This is a genomic window from Actinocrispum sp. NPDC049592 (genome assembly GCF_040675465.1).
Classification (GTDB): domain Bacteria; phylum Actinomycetota; class Actinomycetes; order Mycobacteriales; family Pseudonocardiaceae; genus Kibdelosporangium.
In genome coordinates this window covers 307,121-329,259 of sequence record NZ_JBFAPA010000003.1, presented here as the reverse complement: position 1 = coordinate 329,259, position 22,139 = coordinate 307,121, and the positions used below count along the sequence as shown (strand labels likewise).

General features: G+C 67.3%; 18 protein-coding genes. 8 read left to right on the top strand and 10 right to left on the bottom strand.

Translation table 11 applies throughout. The features are described 5' to 3' along the window. Positions 1-37: 37 nt before the first annotated feature. Positions 38-1,645, bottom strand: coding sequence for an L-lactate permease (locus AB0J95_RS11475; protein ID WP_364755781.1), 1,608 nt, complete (start codon positions 1,643-1,645; stop codon positions 38-40). 139 nt (positions 1,646-1,784) lie between these two features. Here AB0J95_RS11475 and AB0J95_RS11470 point away from each other — a divergent pair, with 139 nt between their 5' ends. Continuing rightward, a complete protein-coding gene (locus AB0J95_RS11470; protein WP_364755779.1) occupies positions 1,785-2,834 on the top strand; it encodes a hypothetical protein in 1,050 nt (349 codons plus the stop codon). Here AB0J95_RS11470 and AB0J95_RS11465 read toward each other — a convergent pair. Continuing rightward, on the bottom strand, positions 2,831-3,703 hold the full coding sequence (locus tag AB0J95_RS11465) for a TIGR03854 family LLM class F420-dependent oxidoreductase (protein ID WP_364755776.1): 873 nt from the start codon (positions 3,701-3,703) through the stop codon (positions 2,831-2,833). The genes AB0J95_RS11470 and AB0J95_RS11465 overlap by 4 nt on opposite strands. Before the next feature lie 1,474 nt (positions 3,704-5,177). Between AB0J95_RS11465 and AB0J95_RS11460 the strand changes: the two genes are divergently transcribed. Beyond that, complete coding sequence (locus tag AB0J95_RS11460) at positions 5,178-6,104, top strand: LuxR C-terminal-related transcriptional regulator (RefSeq protein WP_364755773.1); 927 nt, start codon at positions 5,178-5,180, stop codon at positions 6,102-6,104. Here AB0J95_RS11460 and AB0J95_RS11455 read toward each other — a convergent pair. Next, positions 6,101-8,620, bottom strand: a complete 2,520-nt coding sequence (locus tag AB0J95_RS11455) for a PEP/pyruvate-binding domain-containing protein (protein WP_364755771.1) — start codon at positions 8,618-8,620, stop codon at positions 6,101-6,103. The two genes, AB0J95_RS11460 and AB0J95_RS11455, sit on opposite strands and share 4 nt — an antisense overlap. Before the next feature lie 499 nt (positions 8,621-9,119). Then, positions 9,120-9,893, bottom strand: a complete 774-nt coding sequence (locus AB0J95_RS11450) for an SGNH/GDSL hydrolase family protein (protein ID WP_364755769.1) — start codon at positions 9,891-9,893, stop codon at positions 9,120-9,122. Positions 9,894-9,946: 53 nt separating this feature from the next. Here AB0J95_RS11450 and AB0J95_RS11445 point away from each other — a divergent pair, with 53 nt between their 5' ends. Continuing rightward, positions 9,947-10,534: a hypothetical protein gene (locus AB0J95_RS11445; RefSeq protein ID WP_364755766.1), complete on the top strand. Its 588-nt coding sequence runs from the start codon at positions 9,947-9,949 to the stop codon at positions 10,532-10,534. Between the two features lie 95 nt (positions 10,535-10,629). On the opposite strand, the gene AB0J95_RS11440 is transcribed toward AB0J95_RS11445, so the two are convergent. After that, the gene (locus tag AB0J95_RS11440) at positions 10,630-10,779 is read right to left on the bottom strand and encodes a hypothetical protein (protein WP_364755764.1); all 150 of its coding nucleotides are present in this window, start codon (positions 10,777-10,779) and stop codon (positions 10,630-10,632) included. 197 nt (positions 10,780-10,976) lie between these two features. Here AB0J95_RS11440 and AB0J95_RS11435 point away from each other — a divergent pair, with 197 nt between their 5' ends. Then, the gene (locus tag AB0J95_RS11435) at positions 10,977-11,333 is read left to right on the top strand and encodes a pentapeptide repeat-containing protein (protein WP_364755762.1); all 357 of its coding nucleotides are present in this window, start codon (positions 10,977-10,979) and stop codon (positions 11,331-11,333) included. A gap of 3 nt (positions 11,334-11,336) precedes the next feature. On the opposite strand, the gene AB0J95_RS11430 is transcribed toward AB0J95_RS11435, so the two are convergent. Further along, positions 11,337-11,738, bottom strand: a complete 402-nt coding sequence (locus AB0J95_RS11430) for a MarR family transcriptional regulator (protein ID WP_364755760.1) — start codon at positions 11,736-11,738, stop codon at positions 11,337-11,339. A 92-nt stretch (positions 11,739-11,830) separates the two neighbouring features. Here AB0J95_RS11430 and AB0J95_RS11425 point away from each other — a divergent pair, with 92 nt between their 5' ends. After that, positions 11,831-13,303, top strand: coding sequence for an MFS transporter (locus tag AB0J95_RS11425; protein WP_364756179.1), 1,473 nt, complete (start codon positions 11,831-11,833; stop codon positions 13,301-13,303). Between the two features lie 30 nt (positions 13,304-13,333). Here the strand turns inward: AB0J95_RS11425 and AB0J95_RS11420 are convergent, their stop codons facing one another. Both AB0J95_RS11420 and AB0J95_RS11415 read right to left on the bottom strand, forming a co-directional pair. Then, positions 13,334-13,984: a response regulator transcription factor gene (locus AB0J95_RS11420; protein ID WP_364755757.1), complete on the bottom strand. Its 651-nt coding sequence runs from the start codon at positions 13,982-13,984 to the stop codon at positions 13,334-13,336. Then, a complete protein-coding gene (locus AB0J95_RS11415) occupies positions 13,981-15,042 on the bottom strand; it encodes a sensor histidine kinase (RefSeq protein ID WP_364755754.1) in 1,062 nt (353 codons plus the stop codon). Before AB0J95_RS11415 ends, AB0J95_RS11420 begins: the two co-directional genes overlap by 4 nt. Positions 15,043-15,377: 335 nt before the next feature. On the opposite strand from AB0J95_RS11415, the gene AB0J95_RS11410 reads away from it, so the two are divergent. Continuing rightward, a complete protein-coding gene (locus AB0J95_RS11410) occupies positions 15,378-17,441 on the top strand; it encodes an EAL domain-containing protein (protein ID WP_364755751.1) in 2,064 nt (687 codons plus the stop codon). Here the strand turns inward: AB0J95_RS11410 and AB0J95_RS11405 are convergent. After that, positions 17,432-18,109 carry a TetR/AcrR family transcriptional regulator gene (locus AB0J95_RS11405; protein ID WP_364755748.1) on the bottom strand — a complete coding sequence of 226 codons (678 nt, stop codon included), beginning with the start codon at positions 18,107-18,109 and terminating at the stop codon, positions 17,432-17,434. The genes AB0J95_RS11410 and AB0J95_RS11405 overlap by 10 nt on opposite strands. A 107-nt stretch (positions 18,110-18,216) precedes the next feature. Between AB0J95_RS11405 and AB0J95_RS11400 the strand changes: the two genes are divergently transcribed. Further along, positions 18,217-19,674 (top strand): MFS transporter, encoded by a 1,458-nt coding sequence (locus tag AB0J95_RS11400; RefSeq protein WP_364755745.1) that lies wholly within the window; start codon positions 18,217-18,219, stop codon positions 19,672-19,674. Positions 19,675-19,801: 127 nt separating this feature from the next. Here AB0J95_RS11400 and AB0J95_RS11395 read toward each other — a convergent pair whose 3' ends face one another. Next, a complete protein-coding gene (locus tag AB0J95_RS11395; protein WP_364755742.1) occupies positions 19,802-20,734 on the bottom strand; it encodes a methionyl-tRNA formyltransferase in 933 nt (310 codons plus the stop codon). Between the two features lie 107 nt (positions 20,735-20,841). On the opposite strand from AB0J95_RS11395, the gene AB0J95_RS11390 reads away from it, so the two are divergent. Beyond that, positions 20,842-22,128, top strand: coding sequence for a SidA/IucD/PvdA family monooxygenase (locus tag AB0J95_RS11390; protein ID WP_364755740.1), 1,287 nt, complete (start codon positions 20,842-20,844; stop codon positions 22,126-22,128). Positions 22,129-22,139: the final 11 nt, after the last annotated feature.

Below are 22,139 nucleotides of genomic sequence, written 5' to 3'. Positions count from 1 at the left end.
GTGCCGGTTCCAGCCGGCGCAACCACTCACGAGCGGTTCAGGGCACCATCCAGCCGAGGATGGCGGTGCTCTGCAGGACGACCAGGACGCACATCACCAGCAGCAGCCCGGCGCTCCACGGCAGGACCTTGCGCAGCAGCATGCCTTCCTGACCGGGGAGCTGGGCGGCCACGCAGGCGATGGTCAGGTTCTGCGGCGAGATCATCTTGCCCAGGACGCCTCCGGAGCTGTTCGCGGCGGCCAACAGGTCCGGAGGCAGTCCGGTCTTGCCCGCCGCGGTCACTTGCAGCGCACCGAAAAGCGCGTTGGCCGAAGTGTCCGAACCGGACACCGCCACGCCGAACCAGCCCAGCACGGGGGAGAAGAACGCCAGCAGCGCCCCGGCTCCAGCGACGAAGTTGCCGATGGTGGTCGTCTGGCCGGACAGGTTCATCACGTAGGCCAGCGCCAGGACGCCGGTCACGGTGAGGATCGCGAACCGCAGCTCGTACACGGTCCTGCCCCACTCCGCGATCGCCACCCGCCAGGGCAGCGCCAGGACGGCGGCGGTGATGATCCCGGCGATCAGCACGAGCGTGCCGCCGGTGTTCAGCAGCGGCAAGGAGAACGTGTTGCCGGACACCGCCTTCCCGTTGCTCCCGTGCACATCCAGGAACGGCCAGTGGAACGTCCAGGTGGCCTTGGTGAGCAACGACTTGATGAACGGCACCTGGCCCAGCGCGAAGATCACGATGATCACGCCGTAGGGCGCGTACGCCTTGAACACGTCCTCGCGTGAATCGGACGGTTGTGAATCGACCCGGGTGTCCACATCGGAGGTTCCGGCGGAGCCGACCCGCACGCGGGTCCGCAGGGTGAGCACCAAAGCGCCCGCACCGGCCAGGGAAGCGCCGATGTCGGCCAGCTCGGGCGCCACATAGTTGGAGATGGCGAACTGAGCGATGGCGAACGCCACCCCGCACACCAAAGCCTGCACCCAGGTCTCGCGCACCCCGCGCCGGCCGTCGATGATCGCGACCAGGATCAACGGCACGAACAAGGCCAGGATCGGGGTCTGCCGTCCGACCATTGAGGACACCACGTCCAACGGCAACCCGGTGACCTGGGCCAGGGTGATCACCGGCGTGCCCATCGCGCCGAACGCCACCGGCGCGGTGTTGGCCACCAGCGAGACGACCGCGGCCCGCACCGGCGTGAAACCCAGTGCCACCAACATGACCGAGCAGATCGCCACCGGCGCGCCGAACCCGGCCAGTGCCTCCATCAGCGCCCCGAAGCAGAACGCCACGATCAGCCCCTGGATCCGTGGATCGGCCGAGACCTGGCCGAAGGACCGCCGCAGCACGTCGAAATGCCGCGTGTACACGGTCATCCGGTAGATCCACAGCGCGTTCACCACGATCCACATGATCGGGAACAGGCCGAAGACCGCGCCCTGCACGGCTCCCGACAACGCCTGCCCGACCGGCATTCCGTAGATCGAAATCCCCACCACCAAGGCAACGCCCAAGCCGGTGAGCGCGGCCACCCATGCCTTGGTCCGGACCACGCCGAGCAGCACGAAGACCGTGAGCAGCGGAAGCGTGGCGACCAGGGCGGACCAGCCGAGCGAACCGGCCACGGGCGCGAGCTGTTGAGTGAACATCCAACCTCCCGTGCGCCGTCGCAGGTACTAACAATCAGCAACGTTCGTAAGCCAACGCAAGACCGGCGCCACTAATGGTCGGTTCTCGTCGCTCAGTGGCCCTGTCCGGTTTGCGTGGCTCGAGGTGACCCTGCTTGACATGGGCAGACTGAAACTCTTCGCGACATCTGTGTTGCTGGCAGTCGGTGCGCTGCTCCCGGTGTCCGGTTCCGCGCAGGCCGCGGTGCCGGACGCGTACGCCTTCGCCACGTGGGACGGGGTGGCGACGGCCGACATGTTCCCGGCGGGCGCGATCGCGCCTGGCGCGCCCGGCGTGTACCAGGTGACCTTCGGCGGGGTCGGCGGTCCGGGCGGCGTCGTCCACGTGACCGCGATCAGCTCCGCGGGCCATTCCTGCCAAGCGCTTGCCTGGGGCGCGTCCCTGCCGAACGAGATCGTGCTGGTGCGCTGCTACAACGCGGCCGGAGTGCTGGCGAACACCGGCTTCACAGTCACGTACTCCCGCAGCACACCGCTGATCGTGGGACCCGGACAGCACGCCTACGCGGACGTTCCCGGGCCGGGTGTGCCCGCCAACAGGTTCAACCAGCTGGGGGCGGTCACCGCGGTGGACACCAACGGCCCGCCGCCAGGGGAGATGACGGTGACGTTCGCGGGCGTGGCCTCCCCGACGTTCGCCGGCAACATCCAGGTGACCGCGGTGAACCAGGTCGCCGTGCGGTGCAAGGTCAGCGGCTGGATCCCCACCCCGAACCTGCAAGTGCGGGTGTGGTGCTTCAACGCGGCGGGGACGCCGGTGGACAGCCGGTTCACGATCAGCTATTCCGCGCAGCGCAACGTCTTCGGTGGCTGGGCGGCCGGTGGCAAGTTCGCCTACCTGTCGATCTGGCCCGGCGGCGTCGCCCCGATCACCTTCACCGTGGGCCAGACCAACTTCAACAACGTCACCGGCCCGAACACCAACTCGGCCGCCGGCCCGTTCCCGGACTACCAGCTGAAGCTGCCGCAGGTGTTCTTCCCGGTCGATGACCTCCAGGTGACCGCGCTGGGCGTGGACAACCGCTACTGTGGGATCGCTTCCCTGTGGGGCAACGCCGGTCCGGACGTGATCGGCCGCGTGCTGTGCTTCACCCCCGGCGGCGCCCCGGCCCCGTCAGGTTCCTCCGTCACGTATGGCCAGCGCACCTAGTTCTCGATCGGCATCAGTTCCGCCGCAAAGGAATCCAGGAAGACGCGGAAGTCGTCGACCGGCGTCGCGGGCCGGATGACGAACTTGGTGATCCCGGCGTCGACGTACCGGTGGATGAGGTCACGTGCATTGGCCCAGCCACTCGGGACGAGGGCGCCGGGATCCGCGTCCGCGTGGCGGTCGGTGATGAACGCGACCAGCGAGGCGGGAATCCCGTTGCTGGACACGGCGATCGACATGCCGTAGTGGTCTTCCTCGATCTCCCGCCCGGCCTGCTCGGCGGCTTGCTTGATGACGCCGATGGCCCGGCCCGCCTGCTCTGGCGTGAGGAAGCTGCCGAGCCAGCCGTCGGCCAGGCGGCCCACTCGCTCCAGCCCGGCCCGTGCCGACCCGCCGAGCCAGATGTCCATGGGCTTCAAGGGTTTCGGCGTCAGGCTGGCGTCGGAGATGGACCAGTACCGGCCCTCGAACGACACGGACTCCTTGTCCAGCAGCAGCCGCACGGCCCGCATGGTCTCGTCGAAGACGTCGGAGCGCTTGCCCGCGACCGGGAACGCCTGCCGTTCCGGCGAACGCGCGGGCTGCAGGCCGAACACCGGCAGCACCCGCTTGGGGTTCAACGCGGCCAGCGAGATCAGCTGCTTGGCGACGTGCACGGGATGACGGCCGGGCAGGACCGCGACCCCGGTCCCCACTTTCAGCCGGGTGGTGCGGGACAACGCGTGCGCCATCCCGATGAACGGGTCCACTTGCTTGGCGAACACGACCTCGGAGAGCCACAGCGAGTCCACGCCGATCGCTTCGGCGTGGTCGACGGCCTCGGAGAAGCCGTCCAGCGATCCGTACCCCACTCCCAGCCGAATCTTCATACCCCCAATCTACGAGCTGAACACGCGTTGGTGAATGTGCGCGACAGCACGTGCCGCGGCCCGGCACAGCGACTGTCCTCAGTGGACAAATCAGCGGCGGGCCGTTGCCGGGTGTGCGCCATTGTGCGGTCCACTGCTGAAATAGTGGCGGCCGGAGAAATGCGCCGCGTGCGTACGGCCGTCCAGATCCGTTTCGCGTGGCTATCGCGGGTGAACGGAGTTCCGGCCTTCAACGGCTGGGATTGTTCGTTTTCCGGGAGTCATTCGCGCATGTCAGGTCGCTATTCCGGGAATCGCCACACGCTTGTGGCCGCCCGGCCGGGGCGGTGCCGGCGGCCGGGCGTGCGGTCCGGCGCCCGAATCGATTCACGACTTGTCTCGGAGTCATCAGTGCCGCGATCGATCTCATCGAGTTCGCCGGGTTCACGGCGGTGGTCATCGCGCAATGCCTCCTCGTCACGCCGTTGCACACCCTCGTCATCGCGGTCGCGGCGGCCCGGGCGGTCCCTGCGTTGGGCTCATCGGGCGCCCCCTCGCCGCGGGCGAACCGCTCAGTTGGCCTCCCCCGGATGAGGCAAGTGTGATGCAGGTCACAATACTTTCACATTCACAAAGTGGTCACTCAATGCAATCGATTGCTCGTTCGGACCGGCCAATCAGTGACAGCGGACCGTACAAATTGTGTGACTCAACGTATTTGAATTGCGCCCGACAACGATGTCATGACGGTGTTGCGGTCCTTTGGGGACGGTCGGCGGTTCCGCTTACTGGAACACCCGATTTCGGCCTGGGCAATGATTTCCTGGGATGATTAACAGTGTTCAAGCGCCCTGGCCGAGTTCACGGATGATGTCGCGTGGGTTAACTCCGGGGCGGCGGGCCGCGCGTGAGCGGCCAGGTCACTCAAACAGTCCTACCTCAAGATGCCTTGCGGGTACTAGATTCCGCAGTGCAGCCGCGGTTGTCGCACGCGTTGTGACCCGTGGGGCGTTGGGAGGGGGCTTGCTCGCGAGGGAGGTCCACAAGCGATTTACCCGGGTTTTGCGAATTCATACAGCCGTCTGTCCTGTGACGCGGAGGTTCACTCCGGGTCGCGGGGCGTAGCCGCGTGTGCCTGAACTCGGTGTTATAGCGGGTAAAACCCCGCGGATCTGCGGCAGTGTCGGCGTTATTGCCGGGAATCTCGTAAGATCATCGCGGGTGAGACCACAGGGCTTGGGGAACAACGATGAGGGCTATGTGTGACCGCGTTGGCGCGTGGAGTGATGATGTATCACGCCGTGCCGGCACTCCGGTCCACTTAGGAACGAATACTGCAACTTGCAGTGGGGGGTATTCCACCAGGGGGACGGCTCTCTTCCCTACCAAGGCGCTGCGTCGAACCGAGGAGGGGTTCCATGCGTCAAACCGTGCGCTGACACAGCGAGCGGAGTCCTCGGCCGGTGCGCAACGGGTCGAATGAGGGTGAGGGACCATGAAGAGCCACAGGCTTGGCGTGGGCGGCCAAGCTGAGATCGGGTACCGGGCCATGCTGACCCGGCCCCGTTGGCAGCCGGAAGAGCTTGCGAGAGCGCTGGCCTGGCCGCATGAGCGGGCCGCCGCGGTGCTCGCCGAGCTGCGGGCCGAGGGGCTGGTGATGTGTTCCGCGGTCGAAGTGGGGGCGATGCGCGCGGTCCAGCCATGCCTGGCCCTGCCGGCGCTGGCGGCGCGAAGGCTGGGCGGTGGCCGGATGCCGACCGCCGCGGCTGTGGAAACCTTTGTCTCACTGCATGAGCAGACCACCGGAAGACTTGACGACGCCACGCCACTGTTCGATATGGACGAAGTGACCGCGGTCGTGGAGCGGCTCGCGGCCCGGGTGCGTAACGAAATTGTCTTTCTGTCACCTGTTTATGACCCGTGCTCCTGCGAGTTCGCCGAGCACATAGCCGAAGGTGTGCTGCGCCGCGGCGCGGGTCTGCGCGCCATCTGGAAACACGACGTCGCCGCGTCGTCTTTCGCCGTCTGGCTGGGCAATCGCGGGGTCGGTCCGCGGGCGGCCTCGCTGGTACCGGTGCGCGCGGTGGTGGTGGACGGTCTGGTCGGCGTGGTGCTGGACGAGTCCGGCGCGGGCCGGGTGGTGCGCGACGACACCGAACTCGGCTCGCTCATAGCGCTGGCCGACCGGTTGTGGGTGCAGAGCGTCGAGGTGAGCCAGGAACAGACCGCGCCACCGACGCGGTCGCGGCACGAGCTCGTGCTGCGGATGCTCGCCCAGGGCCTGACCGACGACGCGATCGCGCGCAGGCTGGGTGTGAGCGTGCGGACCGTCCGGGGAGACGTCGCCTCGGCGATGATCGAGCTGGACGCCCGCTCGAGGTTCCAGGCGGGCGTCCGTGCCATGCAGATGGGCTTGCTCTAGCCGGGTTGTTGCTGTGTGACGGCGCCGGTGGCGCCGTCGACAGTGATGGTTTGTCCTGTGATGATCCGATGTGTCGCATCCGGGACGCCGACGACGGCGGGAATGCCGTACTCGCGCGCGACAACGGCGCCGTGCGAGTTGGAGCCGCCCATTTCCATCACCAGGCCGCCCGCGGTCAGGAACAGCGGGGTCCAGCCGGGATCGGTGCTCGGCGCGACCAGGATCTCGCCGGGTTCCAGATGCGCGCCAACCGGATCGAGCACGACCCGCGCGATGCCGGTGACTGTGCCCGCCGACGCCGGCGTGCCGAGCAGCCCGTCGGTGGCCGGTGCCTGGGCCAGCGCCTCGGGTTCGGTCCCGTCGGACAGCAGCACGCGGGGGAGCCTGCGGCGCCGCATTTCCAGCTCGTAAGCCGCCCGGCGCGCGGAAATCACCGAGCGCAGGTCGTCCGCGCCGAGCATTTCCCGGAAATCCAGGAAGAACACGTCATCGGCGTGCGCGATCCGGCCGGCCGCCGCCAGTTCCTCACCCACTCGTGCGAGTTGCCGCCGGGCCGCGCCGAGCGCGACGATCAGGTAGTACTTGGGCATTTCCCGCAGACCGATAAGCCGCCGGGCACGGCCGAGCGCGAAGCGCGCCAGCCACTTTACCCGTGCTTTACCCACTAGCCGGTCAATCGCCGCTTCCGCCTCGGCGGCACCGCGGGCGAATTGCACATCCGGCGCCAGGTCCGGGTTGTCCAGTCTGAGGTAATTCGCCAGCACGCCCAGAATGTGCGTCGGGTCGTCGGCCCAGCGCGGCAGGCCCAGGTCGATCTCGGCGACCGCCCGGTGTCCCCACTTGCGCAGGAACTCGTCGATCCCGACGTCCGGCAGCTCGCGGTCCTTGAGCTGCTCGGGTGGCGTGTCCAGGAACAACGCCCGGGCCTCGTCGTTCGCGCGGATGCGCTTGGCGATCTGCCACAGCTCGAGGTCCATCTCGGTGGTGATGTTGTGCGGCAGGCCGCGCAGCACCTCCTGGACGTCCGCGGTCCCGGTGAGCTTGCGCGCCAGGCCCAGCATCGCGAACCCGGCGAGCGCGGCCGGGAAGACGGTGGGCACCACTGGGAAGGCGTCGTAGAGGACCTTGCGGACGTGCTCGACGCGTTGCTGGATGGTCGCCGGTTCCGGTAGCCGCGTGGTGGCCTCGAGCCTTTCGCCGACCTTCGCCGCGTACCGGTGCGCGGCATCCGGGTTCGCGATGGACCGCAGGATCCGCGACGGGATGCCGAACTTGAAAGCGACCTTGATGAGCCGTCGCACGAACTTGGCGCGGGACTTGTACTTGAGGCTGAACCTCGGGTCGTCGAACAGTCCTTTGAGGACTCGACCGGAGCGGGCCTCCATCACCCCGAGGACCTTCGGCACGATGGCCCGGCCGACCGCGCTGCGGATCGGGATGGTGGCGTCGATGAAGACCCGCTGGCCCGCGACGACGAACATCGGCGGACCCTCGAACTGGTCCCGCACGTGGTAGCCGACGATGTTCTCGCTGACCGAGCTCGCGATGAGCCGGAGCGCGGCCAGGCCGCTGGGGGTGATCGGGCGGTACAGGCCTTGGGCGACGCTGAACGAGAAGTACGCCCTCGGGTCGCTCGGGGTGGGTTCGGGGAGGGGGTAGAGGGTGGTGATCGGGCGGGCTTGGGTGAGCCAGAGCTTGCCGTTCTCGATGGCCCACTCGGTGTCCTGAGGGCTGTCGTAGTGGTTCTCTGTTGCCTCGCCGAGCTTCGCGAGGGCTTTGATCTGGTCGTCGGTGAGGCAGGGATCGGTGCTGTCCTGCTCGAACTGTTCGGTGCCGCCATCCGGGCGGGAGCGGATCACGATTCGCTTGTCGCCCAGGCGTCTTTCGGTGATCTCGTGGTCGGTCACGACGAAGTGGTCGGGGTTGACCGCGCCGGAGACGACCGCCTCGCCCAGGCCTGGGCTGGCGTCGATCACGTACTGGTGGCGGCGTCCGGTGACGGGGTTGGCGGTGAACATCACACCGGCCACATCCGACTGGACCATCTGCTGGATGACCACCGCGAGCTGCACGGTGTTGTCGTCGATCCCATTGGTGGCACGGTAAGACACCGCCCGCTCTGTCCACAGCGATGCCCAGCAGTGCCGCGTGGCTTCGAGAACCGCCTGTGCGCCAATGATGTTGAGATACGTGTCCTGCTGGCCCGCGAAGCTCGCGAACGGCAGGTCTTCGGCCGTGGCTGAACTTCGTACCGCCACGGGGATGTTCTCGCCGAGGGCTTCGTAGGCCTTGGTGATCTCCTCGGCGATCTCCGGGGGGATTTCGGCGTTGAGGATTTGGTCACGCGCCTTGGTGTGGTCGTCGCCGGCCACCCTCCTGTACGCGTCCGTGGTGATGCAGAAACCCGGTGGCACCGGCAGTCCTGCGTTTGTGAGGACACCCAGGTTGGCGCCCTTACCACCAACTGCGGCGAGCATCCCGCCGTCGATCTCCGCGAACCCAAGCGTCCAAGTCATGAACCAGAGGTTAACACGGAATCTCAACACGCGATGAAATTTTCCACCACATGGGGGACGAAACGGACTCCAGGTGGACCATCGGGTGTGTTAAGCCGCTTGTACTGGGTGGCGTACGGGATGCGCTCGCCGCGCAGCTGACCACCCAGAGGGGGCGCCGGGGTGCCCCCGCCTTCGCCCAGGTCATACCGGAGGGAGAGCACGAGGGCGGGATCTGCTGCGCTTGCGCGCCCCAAGCGCTTGGGGATGACTCGCCTACCCCGATCCCACCGACTTCCCCGCAGCTCGCCTCACGCCGTACTCACTGGAAGGGCCCGAACTCCGGGCACTCCCAGCTTTCCAACACCGCTGTCTTCGTTCTCCGCCGCTCTCGCCCCTTGCTCGCCACGAGATCGTGGCGACGAACGCGCCTGAGCCCCGCTCTCCGCGCCCCGCTGCGGGCTGATCCTCTTCGGCCGCCTTCTGCTGGCTGTGCCGACATCTTCTTCTCCCGCGCTTGTCAGGAGGCGGGGGTTGCGGGGAATTCGGTCAGGGTGGGGCGTTTGGGCGTGATTCGGTCGCCGGAGGACTCGCCCCTGATCCTGCGCTGGATCCAGGGCCATGCGTGTTCGCGGCTCCACTGGAGGTTCTCCGCGCGGCTCTCCCGCGGGGTCTTCGCGGGTGGGGGTGGGAGGGTGGTGCGTTCGAGTTTGTGGGGGATGTCGAGGAGGTCGAGGAGTTCGATGGCGACTTCGTTGTGGCCCAAGGGGTTGAGGTGCAGGCGGTCGGGGGCCCACATTCGGCGGTCGCGCAGTTGGCGCATGGCCCAGAGGTCGACGACGGTGAGGCCTTTGCGGGCGGCCATGACGCGGACGTGTTCGTTGTAGATCGCCACCCGGCCGCGCATCCTGCGGAACACCGGGTCGGAGACGCCGTCCACTCCCGTGAACACCACGATGTGGGCGCCGGTTGTCAGGAACCGGTCGATGGCTTGCTCGTAGTCCGCCATCATCGCGTCGATGTTGACGGAGGGGCGCATCAGGTCGTTGCCGCCGGCGTAGATGGTCACGAGGGTGGGGTCGAGGGCGAGCGCAGGGCCGACCTGTTCGGCGAGAACTTGCCTCATCAGCTTGCCGCGGACCGCTAGATTGGCGTACAGCAGTGCCGGATCGTGTGCGGCCAGCTGCTCCGCTACGCGGTCCGCCCAGCCGCGGACGCCGTTGGGGAACCTGGGGTCGTCGTCGCCGACCCCCTCGGTGAACGAGTCGCCGAGGCTGACTAAGCGCTTGCTCATGTGGCCGAGCTTAATGGACCCGAATATTCTACCTATTCCTTACGGCCGTTACGGTGCTGCCGCACCTGCCGGAGGAGTACGCGCAAGGCATCTACGCCACCCCGGCCACCTACGAGGCAGTGATCCGGTACTCGAACGGGATGGGCCGCGTGCGGCCGGACGCGTTGTTCGCCGAGGAGACCAGATACAAGTGGCTGCATGACTTCCTGACCAACGCCGGTGAGCTGGCGCCGGACAAATGGCTGTGGGACGAACTGCTGTCGATCCTGTCGTTCACGTCGATCCAGCCGCGCAACCTACTGTCCTATTCGTACTGGAGCATGGCCGCCGTACGGCACGGCGAGTACATCGTCAAGATCCGCACGAAACCCTTGACCGCGGGCACGAACGACGACGTCAACTTCCTCACGACCCCAGAAGCCCACCGCACCAAGCTGATCGCGGAAGCGGGCGAGCGTGACCACCAGTACGCCGTCCAGGTCCAGCTGTCCAAGCACCTGAAGACGCGCGAAGAGCACAAGCCATTGGGCGAGATCGTGGAGATCCGCCGCGAGGTCTACTGCCAGTCCTCCATAACCCGCCACACAACCAACAACCAAGAACGCCGCGAACCCACCTCCCTGAAGGACCTGTTCGGGTGACAGTGGTGGCCGCGGTGTGACGAGCCCGGTCCCGCGAACGACTGTCCAGGCATGGGAAAAGGCCGGAAGCGGGAGCCGGGCGCGACGAAGGCTCGTCAGCCGCTGAACTGGTGGCTGGTGGTGCTGGCGGTGGCCGTGGTGGTCGCGGTCGCGTGGATCGCGACCTCATGGCTGCTCAACGAAGCCAACCAGGCCAAAGATCCCGCCGCGGCCCGGGTGGAGGCGATCAAGACCGGGCTGAGCATCGGCGCGGGAACCGGGGGCGTCTTCGCGCTCCTGCTCGCCGTCCGGCGCCAGTGGCATCAGGAGATCACCTCGATCGCCACCGAGCTGGACGCCTCCGAGAAGCGCGTGACCGAGTTGTACACGAAGGCGGTGGAACAGCCAGCTCACCCAGCACCTCAGTCCAGGGCTGTTTCGGGACGACCCTGGCTACTGGGGAGTGCACGCCATCGACCTCACCGGCGCAGTGCTCGTGGACTTCCAACTTGTGAGTTGCGAGGTCGGCCATGCCCGGTTCGACTCGGCGATCTTCGAGGGTGACACCAGCTTCGCCGGGACCAGGTTCTTCGAAGAAGTCAGCTTCCGCACAGCAGTTTTCCGAGGCAGGGCCGAGTTTATGGAAGCTCGGTTTGAGAAGCCCCGCCTCCGGATCGACGACCATCTGCTCGGGCCAGCGGTCTTCGGCGGCACCGTCTTCGAGGGCTTCACGTACATCGAGCACGTCAAGGGACTCAGCCCCGGAGACTTCGACGGTGCGACCTTCGCCGTGAGTCGCCCGGACGTAGCCACACCTTGACCGTCAGGTGGTCTGCAGGCTGCCTGGGGCGAAGACTGACTCCAGCACCTCCCGATGCGTCGCCACCGCCTCCGCGTGCTTGGCGCGGCCCTCGTCCGTCGGAGTGACGTAAATCCCACGGCGGTCTTCGGCGCACATTTTGCGGGTGACGAGGCCTTCGCGTTCGAGGCGGGCGATGAGGCGGGACAGGGCGCTCTGGCTGAGGTGGATGCCGTCGGCCAGCTCCTGCACGCGGCAGTCGGGGTTGTGGCTCTCGATCAGGCGGTCGAGCACCTCGAACTCGCTGGCGCCGAGGCCGTGCCGCTCGTTGAGCTCACGTTCGAGGGTGGACCACGTCCGGGCGTGCAGGGACAGCATGCTCCGCCATTCGCAGACCAGGTTGCGGGCGGCGTCATCGGCGACCATGGCTCGCATCCTACCACTGCGCATGCATCTTGTGCGAACGCATTAAATGCACTTGCATCGGTTGCACATGCATGTATATCGTCGTCGCCGTGATCGAGTCATCCACTACTTCTTCCACCTCGGATGTGCGCTGGGGACCCCGGTTGTGGGGCACATTGGTGGTGCTCTGTGGCGCGTTGTTCCTGGACGCCCTCGACATCTCCATGGTCGGCGTCGCACTGCCGTCCATCCGCACCGACCTGAACATGACGACCTCCGCCCTGCAGTGGGTGGTCTCCGGCTACGTGCTCGGCTACGGCGGTCTGCTGCTGCTCGGCGGCCGCGCCGCCGACCTGCTGGGCCGCCGCCGCGTGCTGCTCACCGCCCTCGCGGTGTTCGCGGTGGGCTCCCTGCTCGGCGGGCTGGTCAGCTCACCCGAGCTGCTCATCGCCGCCCGCTTCATCAAGGGTGTCGCCGCCGCGTTCACCGCGCCGGCCGCCCTGTCCATCATCACCACGACGTTCCAGGAGGGCCCGGCGCGCAACAAGGCGCTGAGCATCTTCGCCGTCACCGGCGCGTCCGGCTTCTCACTCGGCCTGGTGCTGTCCGGCCTGCTCACCGAGGTCGGCTGGCGCTGGCCGCTGCTGCTGCCCGGCCCGGTCGCCGCGCTCGTGCTGTTCGCCGCGCTGAGGTTCGTGCCGAACGACGGGCGGCCCGAACGCAACGGCCAGGGCTACGACCTGGGCGGCGCGATCACGTCCACCGCGGCGATGCTGCTGCTCGTGTACACGATCGTGCAGGCGCCGGAACAGGGCTGGGCCTCGCCGTGGACCATCGGTTCGTTCGTGGTCGTGCTCGCCCTGCTGGGCGCGTTCGTCCTGATCGAACGGCGCAGCAGCCACCCGTTGGTGCGCCTGGGAATCCTGCGGTCCGGCTCGCTGGTCCGGGCGAACATCGGTGCCATGGTGTTCTTCGGCTCGTACGTCGGCTTCCAGTTCGTTGTGATGCAGTACATGCAGCGCCTGCTCGGCTGGTCGTCGATGGAGACGGCGCTGGCGTTCCTGCCGGCCGCGGTGATCGTCGCGTCCAGCTCGACCAAGATGGCCGCGGTGGTCGACCGGTTCGGCACCGCACGGCTGATCGGCGTCGGCATGGTGGCCCTGGTCGCCGGGTACGCGTTCTTCCTCGGCCTGGACGTCACACCGAACCTGGCCGGGGTGATCCTGCCCGGCATGATCCTGATCGGCATCGCCGTCGCACTGACCTTCACCTCGCTGAACATCCAGGCCACGTCCGGGGTGGCCAACGAGGAACAGGGTCTGGCTTCGGGTCTGCTGAACACCTTCATGCAGGTCGGTGGCGCGGTCGGGCTCGCGGTGGTCACCGCCGTGGTGTCCGCCAACGAGACCACCACCGCCAAGGTCACCCCGAACGAGCTGCTGGCCAGCTACTTCCCGGGCCTGGCAGTGGTCGCCGGGATCGCGGTGATCGGCCTGCTGGTCGCGGTGTCCGGGCTTGCCGCACTGCGCAAGGAGAACAAGGCCATCGCCGCCCAGCAGCGGGAGCTGGAACTCGCCAACGCCTGAGGGAGGGGCGGACCTGGCCGCGCCGTCTCGCTACGAGGCGGCGCGGCCGGGCACGACGAGACCCGTTTCGTAAGCCACCACAACGGCTTGCGCCCGGCTGGCGAGATCCAGCTTGGTCATCGTGCGGTTCAGGTGCGTCTTCACGGTCGCCTCGCTCACCACGAGGCGCCGCGCTATGTCCCCGTTGGCCATGCCGGAACCCACCAGCCGCAACACTTCCACCTCGCGCGGGGTCAGCGAGCCCAGCTCCGGGTGTTGCGAGCGCGGCACGTACGCCTCGATCAGCCGCCTGGTCACACTCGGCGCGAACAACATGTCACCCGCGCAGACCGCTTGCACCGCGGCGAGAAGCCGCTCCGGCGGGGCGTCCTTGAGCAGGAACCCGCACGCCCCGGCCCGAAGCGCGGCATAGACGTACTCGTCCAGGTCGAACGTGGTCAGCACGAGCACCCTCGGGTGCGGGTCGGCCTTCAGGATCCGTTCGGTGGCAACGATTCCGCTCATCCCGGGCATCCGGATGTCCATCAGCACCACGTCCGGGCGAGTACTCGCCGCCAGTGCGACCGCGTGCTCGCCGTCCGCAGCCTCGCCGACCACCTCGATCCCGGGCGCCGCCCGCAGCAGCGCGCCGAGCCCGGCCCGGATGAGCGCCTGATCGTCGACCACCATCACCTTGATCATGTCCGCTCCCCGATCGGCAGGGTCAGCTCGACCTCGAAACCGCCTTCGGGGCGGTATCCGGCATGCACGGTCCCGCGGTACAGCCTGGCGCGCTCGCGCATCCCGATCAGGCCGTGCCCGGAGGCCTCCACCTTCCGGTTTACCACGGGACCGTCGCTGATCACCCGGACCATCAGCGATGTGGCCTGATAGTCGACAAAAACCTTGGCGCGCGCGGGTTGTGCGTGCTTCATCGCGTTCGTCAGCGCTTCCTGGATCACGCGGTAGGCGCACAACTCCAAGCCGGACGGCAACGGCCGGGGCGTACCGGTGATCTCCAGGTCCGCGCCCGCCCGTCCGGCCAGCTCCGCCAGGTCGTCCAGACCCGGTGCGGGATCAAAGGATTCGTCCACCTCGCTCGGGCGCAGCACCGACAGCAGCCGCCGCAGCTCGGCCAGGGCCTCGCGGCTGGTGTCGCCGATCGTGTCCAAAGCCGTTCTGGCCGTGGGAGGATCGGACGTGAAGACATACCCGGCGAGGCCGGCCTGCACGGAGATCACAGACATATGATGCGCAACGACATCATGCAGTTCCCTGGCCATCCGGGTGCGCTCCTCCATGACCGCCAACCGGGCCCGTTGGCGTTGCTCCGCACGCAGCAACGCCGTCGCGATGTGCAGCTTGCGCACGTTTTCCCCGAAGGCCCAAGCGAAAGCGGGCACCACCACGCCCTGGCCGATGGACACCCATGGCGACAGCAATTCGTCGGCGAAGCCGCTCCACATCATCAGCAGACCTAGGGGAATCGCGCAGGCCGTGGTGACCTTCGACGAACGCAGCCCGGCGACCGTGTAGAACGCCAGGATCGGTCCCCAGAAGTTGAACGACGGCTGGTACCCGCCCGCGAGGTAGACCGCGTACCCGGCCGAGGTGATGATCAACACCGTCACCGGCGCCCGCCTGCGCACCGCGAGCGGGAAACTGACCACGGCGGCCAGCACGTACGCAGGCAGGTCGTAGGCGGGCCACTCGGGGTAGGCACGCTGGCCGACCAGTGCGGACAGGACGAACGTCGCCACCGCCAGCACCGCGTCGGCGACTTGCGGATTCCATCGCGGTTTGAGGGCGCCGGCCATCACCGCAGCACTAATAGTCGACTGAACGTGCTCAACCGCAACATTATTGTCATGCTTTCCCCAGTTGCTCTCAGTGACCGGCGGGGTACGAGTGAAACATTTGCTACCGGCCCGTACCAATACAGCCAGGGTTTACCCCGCTACTCCATTTGCCGACGCTTACACTGGATCATTGGGTCATCGCGAGGCGTGACCGGCATATCCCCCGATTGGACCATTCGATTGAACGCTTGACCAAGTGGTGGTCTAGTGCTGACGACCCTGGGTAGGCTTTTTTGGTGCCTCAGCGAGAGCGGACCTCCCAGCTCCCGGACGGCCCAGAACGTGACCGCATTCGAGAGCGACACAAGCTCGCCCGGAAATGGGCGTACCTGATCTCGGCGACGACGTATGTCCCGTTGTCGCAGGACGAGCTTGAGCAACATCTGCTGTCGCTGCTGGACGACGTCATCCGGGCGCTCCGGTCGGAACCGTTCTCCACCGCTATCGCCGCCGAGGTGACGGCAAAACTCACGCAGCTGAACTGTTCGGGCGCGGACAGCATCCGGTGCAGTGTCGAGCTGCTCGGCCAGCTGATGTCGATCCGTGAACTCACGAATGTGAAACGCCTGCCGGCCCGCGTGGTGGCAATGGTCGGGGCGCTGGCGGCGAGCGCGGCCGAGCAATTGCGCTCGGTGACCTTCACGCAGCAGGAGGAACTGCGCCGGGCGCTGGTGAACGCGGTGCAGGACGCGCAGGGCAGCAAAAGGATCAACGAGGCGACTTTCGAGGAGGTCGCCGCCTGTTCGTCGAGCGGGATCGTGATCATCGGGCAGGACGGGAAGTTCGTCCGCACCAACACCGCTTTCGAGCAGATCATCGACTACCCGCCGGAGGAACTGGGCGCGCTGACCATCTTCGACCTCGTGCACCCGGATGAGGAACGGCACCTGCGCGACTCGTACCAGAGCCTGGTCGACGGCGACTACCTGCGGTTCCGCAACGCGCAACGGCTCATCCGCGGCGACGGGGAGACCGCGCGGGTCACGCTCACCGCGACGGTTCTGCACGACGGCACCGACTCGCACTTCGTCACCATCGTCGAGGACAGCACCGAACTGAAGCTGCTGCAGAACGAGTTGAGCCGCCAGGCCCTGCACGATGTGCTGACCGGCCTGCCCAACCGGCAGTTCTTCACCACACACCTGGAGACCGCGTTGCGCCGCTCGGGCAGCGTGACGCTGTACCACCTGGACCTGGACGCGTTCTCGATGATCACCGGCGGCCTCGGCCGCGAGGTCGGCGACCTGGTGCTGAAGTCGGTGGCGGAGAAGCTGAAGGTCATCTTCGCCGACGAGAAGGCGATGGTGGCGCGGTTCGACGGCGACGAGTTCGCGGTCCTCGTGGAGAACGCGGCCACCGCGCCGGATGTGCTCGCCATGGTCACCAGGATCAACGAGGAGCTGTCCGAACCGGTCTACATCAACGATCACGGCGTCGCGGCGACCGCGAGCATCGGTGTTGTGCACCATCCGCCGCGCGGGATGGACGCGGTGGACCTGTTGCGTGCGTCGGACATGACATTGCGGCGTGCCAAGAACAACGGCCGCCGGCAGTGGGAGATGTTCCACCCCGACCAGCATTCCCGCGACCGCGAGGCGTTCAGCCTGGCCGCGGAGATGCCCGGCGCGTGGGAGAGCGGCGAGCTGACCGTGGCGTACCGGCCGATCGTTCGGTTGTCCGACAAGGAGATCGTCGGCACCGAGGCGATCCTGCGCTGGGACCACCCGGTGCACGGCCTGGTCTGCGGGGACCGGTGCCTGGAGCTGGCCGAGGAGACGGGTCTCATCCTCGCGCTCGGGCCTTGGTTACTGCGCAACGCCTGTGAGCGGCTGCGCTGGGAACGGGACCTGCCGTTGAGCATGAACCTGACCGCCGGCCAGGCCGCGGACGCCGACTTGGTCGCCGAGGTCGGCCGGGTGCTCAAGGAAACCGGTGTGGCGCCGGAACGTCTGTGGCTCGGCATGCCGGTCGGCGCGCTGATGGGCCAGGACAACGCCACGGACAACCTGAGAGTGCTGGCCGAGAACGGGATCCGCGCGGTCGCCCGGGAGTTCGGCGGGATGTCCGGCGACCTGGTCTGCCTGGAGGACCTGCCGCTGCACGCGGTGCGGGTCGCGCGGTGGCTGGTCGAACGCAAGCCGGAGCCGGGCTCGCCGGTCACGCATGCGTTGCTGGACTTGTCTTCCCTCGTGCACCTGTCCGGCGCACAGGTCATTGTGGACGGTGTCACCACCGAGGAACAGGCCGAGTGGTGGCGTAACGCGGGCGCGGACCTCGCCCAGGGCCCGCTCTACGGCTGACCCAGCCGGGCTTCGACCCCGTCGAGCACCCGTTCCAGGCCGTAGGTGAACTTGTCCCGAGGCTCGGTGTTCTCCAGCAGTCGCTGCAACCGCGGATGCCCGCTGACTGCCTGGGCCGCGGCGGGGTGCAGTTCCGCGAGCCATTGCTCTTCGGTTTTGCCACTGCGCGCCAGCGCCGTGTTCCAGGCGGCCTCGCTGCTCGCGATGCCGATCACGAAGCCGATCACCGTGCTGATCGCCATATCCGCCTCGGTCAGCGAGAACCCGGCGTCCTCCAGCACGCCGAGCATCCGCTCGGTCATCTCGGTGAAGTTGGGACCCAGGTAGGACAGGCCGATCTGGCCGAACATGGACGCGATCCACGGGTGGCGCAGGATCATCTCGCGGACGCTGCGCGCGGTCTCGGCCACCGACTCGCGCCATTCGCCGCCCGGGACGCGGATCTCCGCGTAGATCTCGTCGGCGACCAGCTCGATCAGCTCGTCCTTGTTCGCCACATGCCGGTAGAGCGAGGTCGCGGCCGCGTTCAGCCGGGTGCCCAGGTTGCGCATGCTCAGGCTGTCGATGCCGTCCTCGTCCAGCAGCCGGATCGCCTCGGCGACGATCTGCTCCCGGCTGAGCTGCGGTTCCTTGCCCTTGCGCGGCTGCCGCGTCCACACGCTCGTCATGCCCGCCACTCTAGCGCACTCCGTACGCACTTGCGTACGACGGACGCGTCTGCGTACAGTGTTCGCATCACCGGAACGACGTACGCAAGAAGCTCTCTGGAGGGGTCATGTCAACGCGGATGACGGAGCGGCAGCCACGACGGTGGCTGGTCCTGGTCGTGCTTTGCCTCAGCGCACTCGTGCTGGTCGTCGACAACCTGGTGCTGACCGTGGCGGTGCCGCCGCTGGCCCAGGACCTGGGCGCGAGCGCGTCGGACATCCAGTGGATCCTGGACTCTTACATCCTTGTGTTCGCAGGGTTGTTGCTCACCTCGGGCAGTCTCGGCGACCGGTTCGGCAGACGCCGGATCCTGATCATCGGCCTTGCCTTGTTCGGCGCGGCCTCGCTGCTGGCGACCTACGCGGGCTCACCGTTGGAGCTGGTCGTCGCCCGGGTCGTGATGGGTGTCGGCGGTGCGCTGATCATGCCGAGCACGTTGTCCATCCTGATCACGGTGTTCGACGAGGAGGAGCGGCCGAAGGCGATGGCCGCGTGGAGCGCGGTGGCGATCGTCGGCTTCGTCGGCGGCCCGATCCTCGGCGGTGCGCTGATCGCGTGGTTCTGGTGGGGTGCGGTGTTCCTGATCAACGTGCCGATCGTGGTGCTGGCCATCATCGCCGCGGTCGTGCTGATGCCGGAGTCCCGTGGCCCGTGGCAGAAGCCGGATCCGCTGGGCGCGGTGCTGTCAGTGGTGGGCATGACCGCGTTGGTGTGGACCATCATCGAGCTGCCCAAGCACGGCCTTCCGGTGACCTCGCTGGTGATCGCGGTCGTCGCCCTGGTCGCGTTCGTGATCTGGGAGTCGCGGGTGGAGCACCCGATGGTTCCGCTGAAGTTGTTCCGTTCCAGGAACTTCAGCGGCGGCAGCCTGTCGCTGACGTTGGTGCAGATCGGCAGCGGCGGCCTGCTGCTCGTGGTGACGCAGTACCTGCAGTTCGTCCTGGACTACACGCCGACCGAGGCCGGGCTGGCGTTCGTGCCGATGGCGATCGCCTCGCTGATCTTCAACGGCCTGGGCGCGACCCTGGGCCAGAAGCTGGGCAACCGGTGGCTGGTCGGGCTGGGCATGATCGTGATCGCGGCGGCGTTCGTGGTGCTGACCTTCGAGTCGGGCTCGTTCATCACCATGGCGACGGCGATGTTCCTGATCGGCGCGGGCGGCGGCCTGGCCGGTCCGGCGGCGATCAACGCCCTGATGAGCACGGTCCCACCGGAGCAGGCGGGCGTGGGTTCGGCGCTGAACGACACCATCCAGCAGATGGGCGCCGCCCTGGGGGTCGCCGTACTGGGCAGCGTCCTTTCGGCGGGCTTCATCGCCGAGATGCCCGCCGGTTCGCCCACGAACATCAGCGAAGCCATCGCCGTGCCGGGCCTGGCCTCAGTCGCCCGGACCGCGTTCACGTCCGCGATGTCCACGACGTTCTGGATCTGCGCCGCAGGTGTGGTCGTCGCCGCGATCCTGGCCATCACAGTCATGCGCGACAAGACAAAGACCGAACCCACCGAGGACCTCATCCCCGCCTGACCCGCGTGTCCCCCTTTCCTCCGCCGCGTGTCCCTCTTTCCTCCGGGGTGTGTCCCCCGTTCGTCGGGGGTGTGTCCCACGTTCGTCCGCCAGGCCATGGGTGGGTCCGCGATTCGCGGGCCCACCCTTATTTCAGATAGCCGCCCATCGTGCGGAAGTAGTCGGTGGCCTTCAGCTCTGTGTTGTCGTCGAGGCGGACGCGTTCGATGACCAGGCCTTTGTTGCGGCCGGTGCGGGCGTCGGCGCCCGCGACGATCACCACTCCGGGGCCTTCGCGGATGAAGATCCGGCCCGGGGTTCCGCCGTAACAGCCTTGGGAGACCGAGGCTTTCACCACGCGCAGGCGCTTGTCGCCGTGGTGGGTGAAGGCGTTCGGGTACGGGTCGGACTGGGCGCGGACCAGGCGGGCGACGGCGTCGGCCGGCCAGTCCCAGTTGATCCGGCTGTCCTCAATGGACCGCTTGTGGAAGAAGCTGGCCTTCGACCGGTCCTGCTTGCGCAGCACGGCTTTGCCGCTCTCGATCAGGGTGAGCGCGTCCACCACGATCGGGCCGATCAGGTCGATGGTCCGGTGGAACAGGTCCGTCGCGGTGTCCTGCGCGCCGACCGGGATGGCCCGCTGCAGCACGATGTCCCCGGCGTCCAGGTCCTCGTCCATCATGTGCGCGGTCACGCCGACCTCGGGCTCGTCATTGATGAGTGCCCAGATCAGCGGGGAGAACCCGGCGTAGGCGGGGAGCAGGGAGTCGTGCACGTTCAACGTCCCATGGCGTGGGAACGAGAACACCTCGGACGGCAGCCAGGTGCGCCAGTTGTTGGCCACGATGATATCCGGGTCCGCCTCTTTCAGCGGGACCATCAGATCATCGGGGCGGTTGCGCAGCACGACCGGCACGCCGTGTTCGGCCGCGAGGTCGGCCACCGAGTCCGACCAGATCTTCTCGTAGGCGTGGTAGCTCTTCGGGTGGGTCACGACCAGGACCACCTCGTGCGCCGACTCCAGCAGCGCTTTGAGGGTGCGGTGCCCCCAGGTCTGGTACCCGAACATGGCGACCCGCATAGGTGCTCCTTCGTGATCAAGGCGACGAGCGTCACCCTCGAATGTAGTAGTTGAGCCTCACCTTAGTTAGGTTAGGGTGTCCTCAATAGAGGAGGGAAGGGGTCGCCATGCCGGACGCGGGAGAGCCGATCTATGACGTCGTCGGGGTCGGCTTCGGGCCGTCGAACCTCGCCCTCGCCATCGCGCTGACCGAGTACAACGCCAGGTCCGGCCCGGTCACGGCACAGTTCCTCGAGCGGCAGCCACGGTTCGGCTGGCACCGGGGGATGCTGATCGAGGACGCCACCATGCAGGTGTCGTTCCTCAAGGATCTGGTCACCATGCGCGACCCGACCAGCAGGTTCAGCTTCCTGTGCTACCTGCAGGCCCGTGACCGGCTGGCGGACTTCATCAACCACAAGAACCTGTTCCCGCTGCGGATCGAGTTCCACGACTACTTCGAGTGGGCCGCCGCGCAGGTGGACGACCTGGTCGCGTACGGACGCGAGGTCACCGAGGTCACCCAGGCCGGCGAGTTCTTCGACGTGCACTCGGGCGGCGAGGTGTTCCGCGCCCGCAACCTCGTGTTGGGCACCGGTTTACGCCCGAACATGCCCGAAGGCGTGACCCGGGACGACCGCATCTGGCACAACAGCGAACTGCTGGCCAAAGTGGACACCGTCACCGACCCGCGGCGGTTCGTCGTGGTGGGCGCGGGGCAGAGCGGCGCCGAAGTGACGGCGTTCCTGCACGACCGGTTCCCGCAGGCCGAGGTCTGCGGCGTGTTCTCGCGGTACGGATACAGCCCGTCGGACGACAGTTCGTTCGCCAACCGCATCTTCGACCCGGCCGCGGTGGACGAGTTCTACACCGCACCCGAGGACGTCAAGCGCAAGCTGATGGGCTACCACGCCAACACCAACTACTCCGTGGTCGACATCGACCTGATCGACGAGCTGTACCGGCGCGAGTACCGGGAGAAAGTCGCGGGCCGGCAACGGTTGCGGCTGTTCAACGTCTCACGGCCGAGCCAGGTCGTGCGGACCGACGGGGGAGTCCGGGTCACCGTCGAGTCGCTCACCGCGGGCGAGCAGACCGTGCTGGACGCGGACGTCGTGGTCTACGCCACCGGGTACCTACCGGCCGACCCGGTGGGCCAACTCGGTGACCTCGCCCAGTACTGCCTGCGTGACAACGAAGGCAGGCTGCGCGTGGGCCGCGACTATCGAGTGTGGACAGAGCCGCGGCTGACCGGTGGCATCTATCTGCAGGGCGGAACCGAGCACACCCACGGGATCACGTCCTCGCTGCTGTCCAACACCGCCGTGCGGGTAGGGGAGATTCTCAAGTCCATTGTGGATCGACGCACGCCGGTCCCCTCGCCGCTGCCCGCCTACGCGGGATCTGGCGGCTAGTTCACCTATCC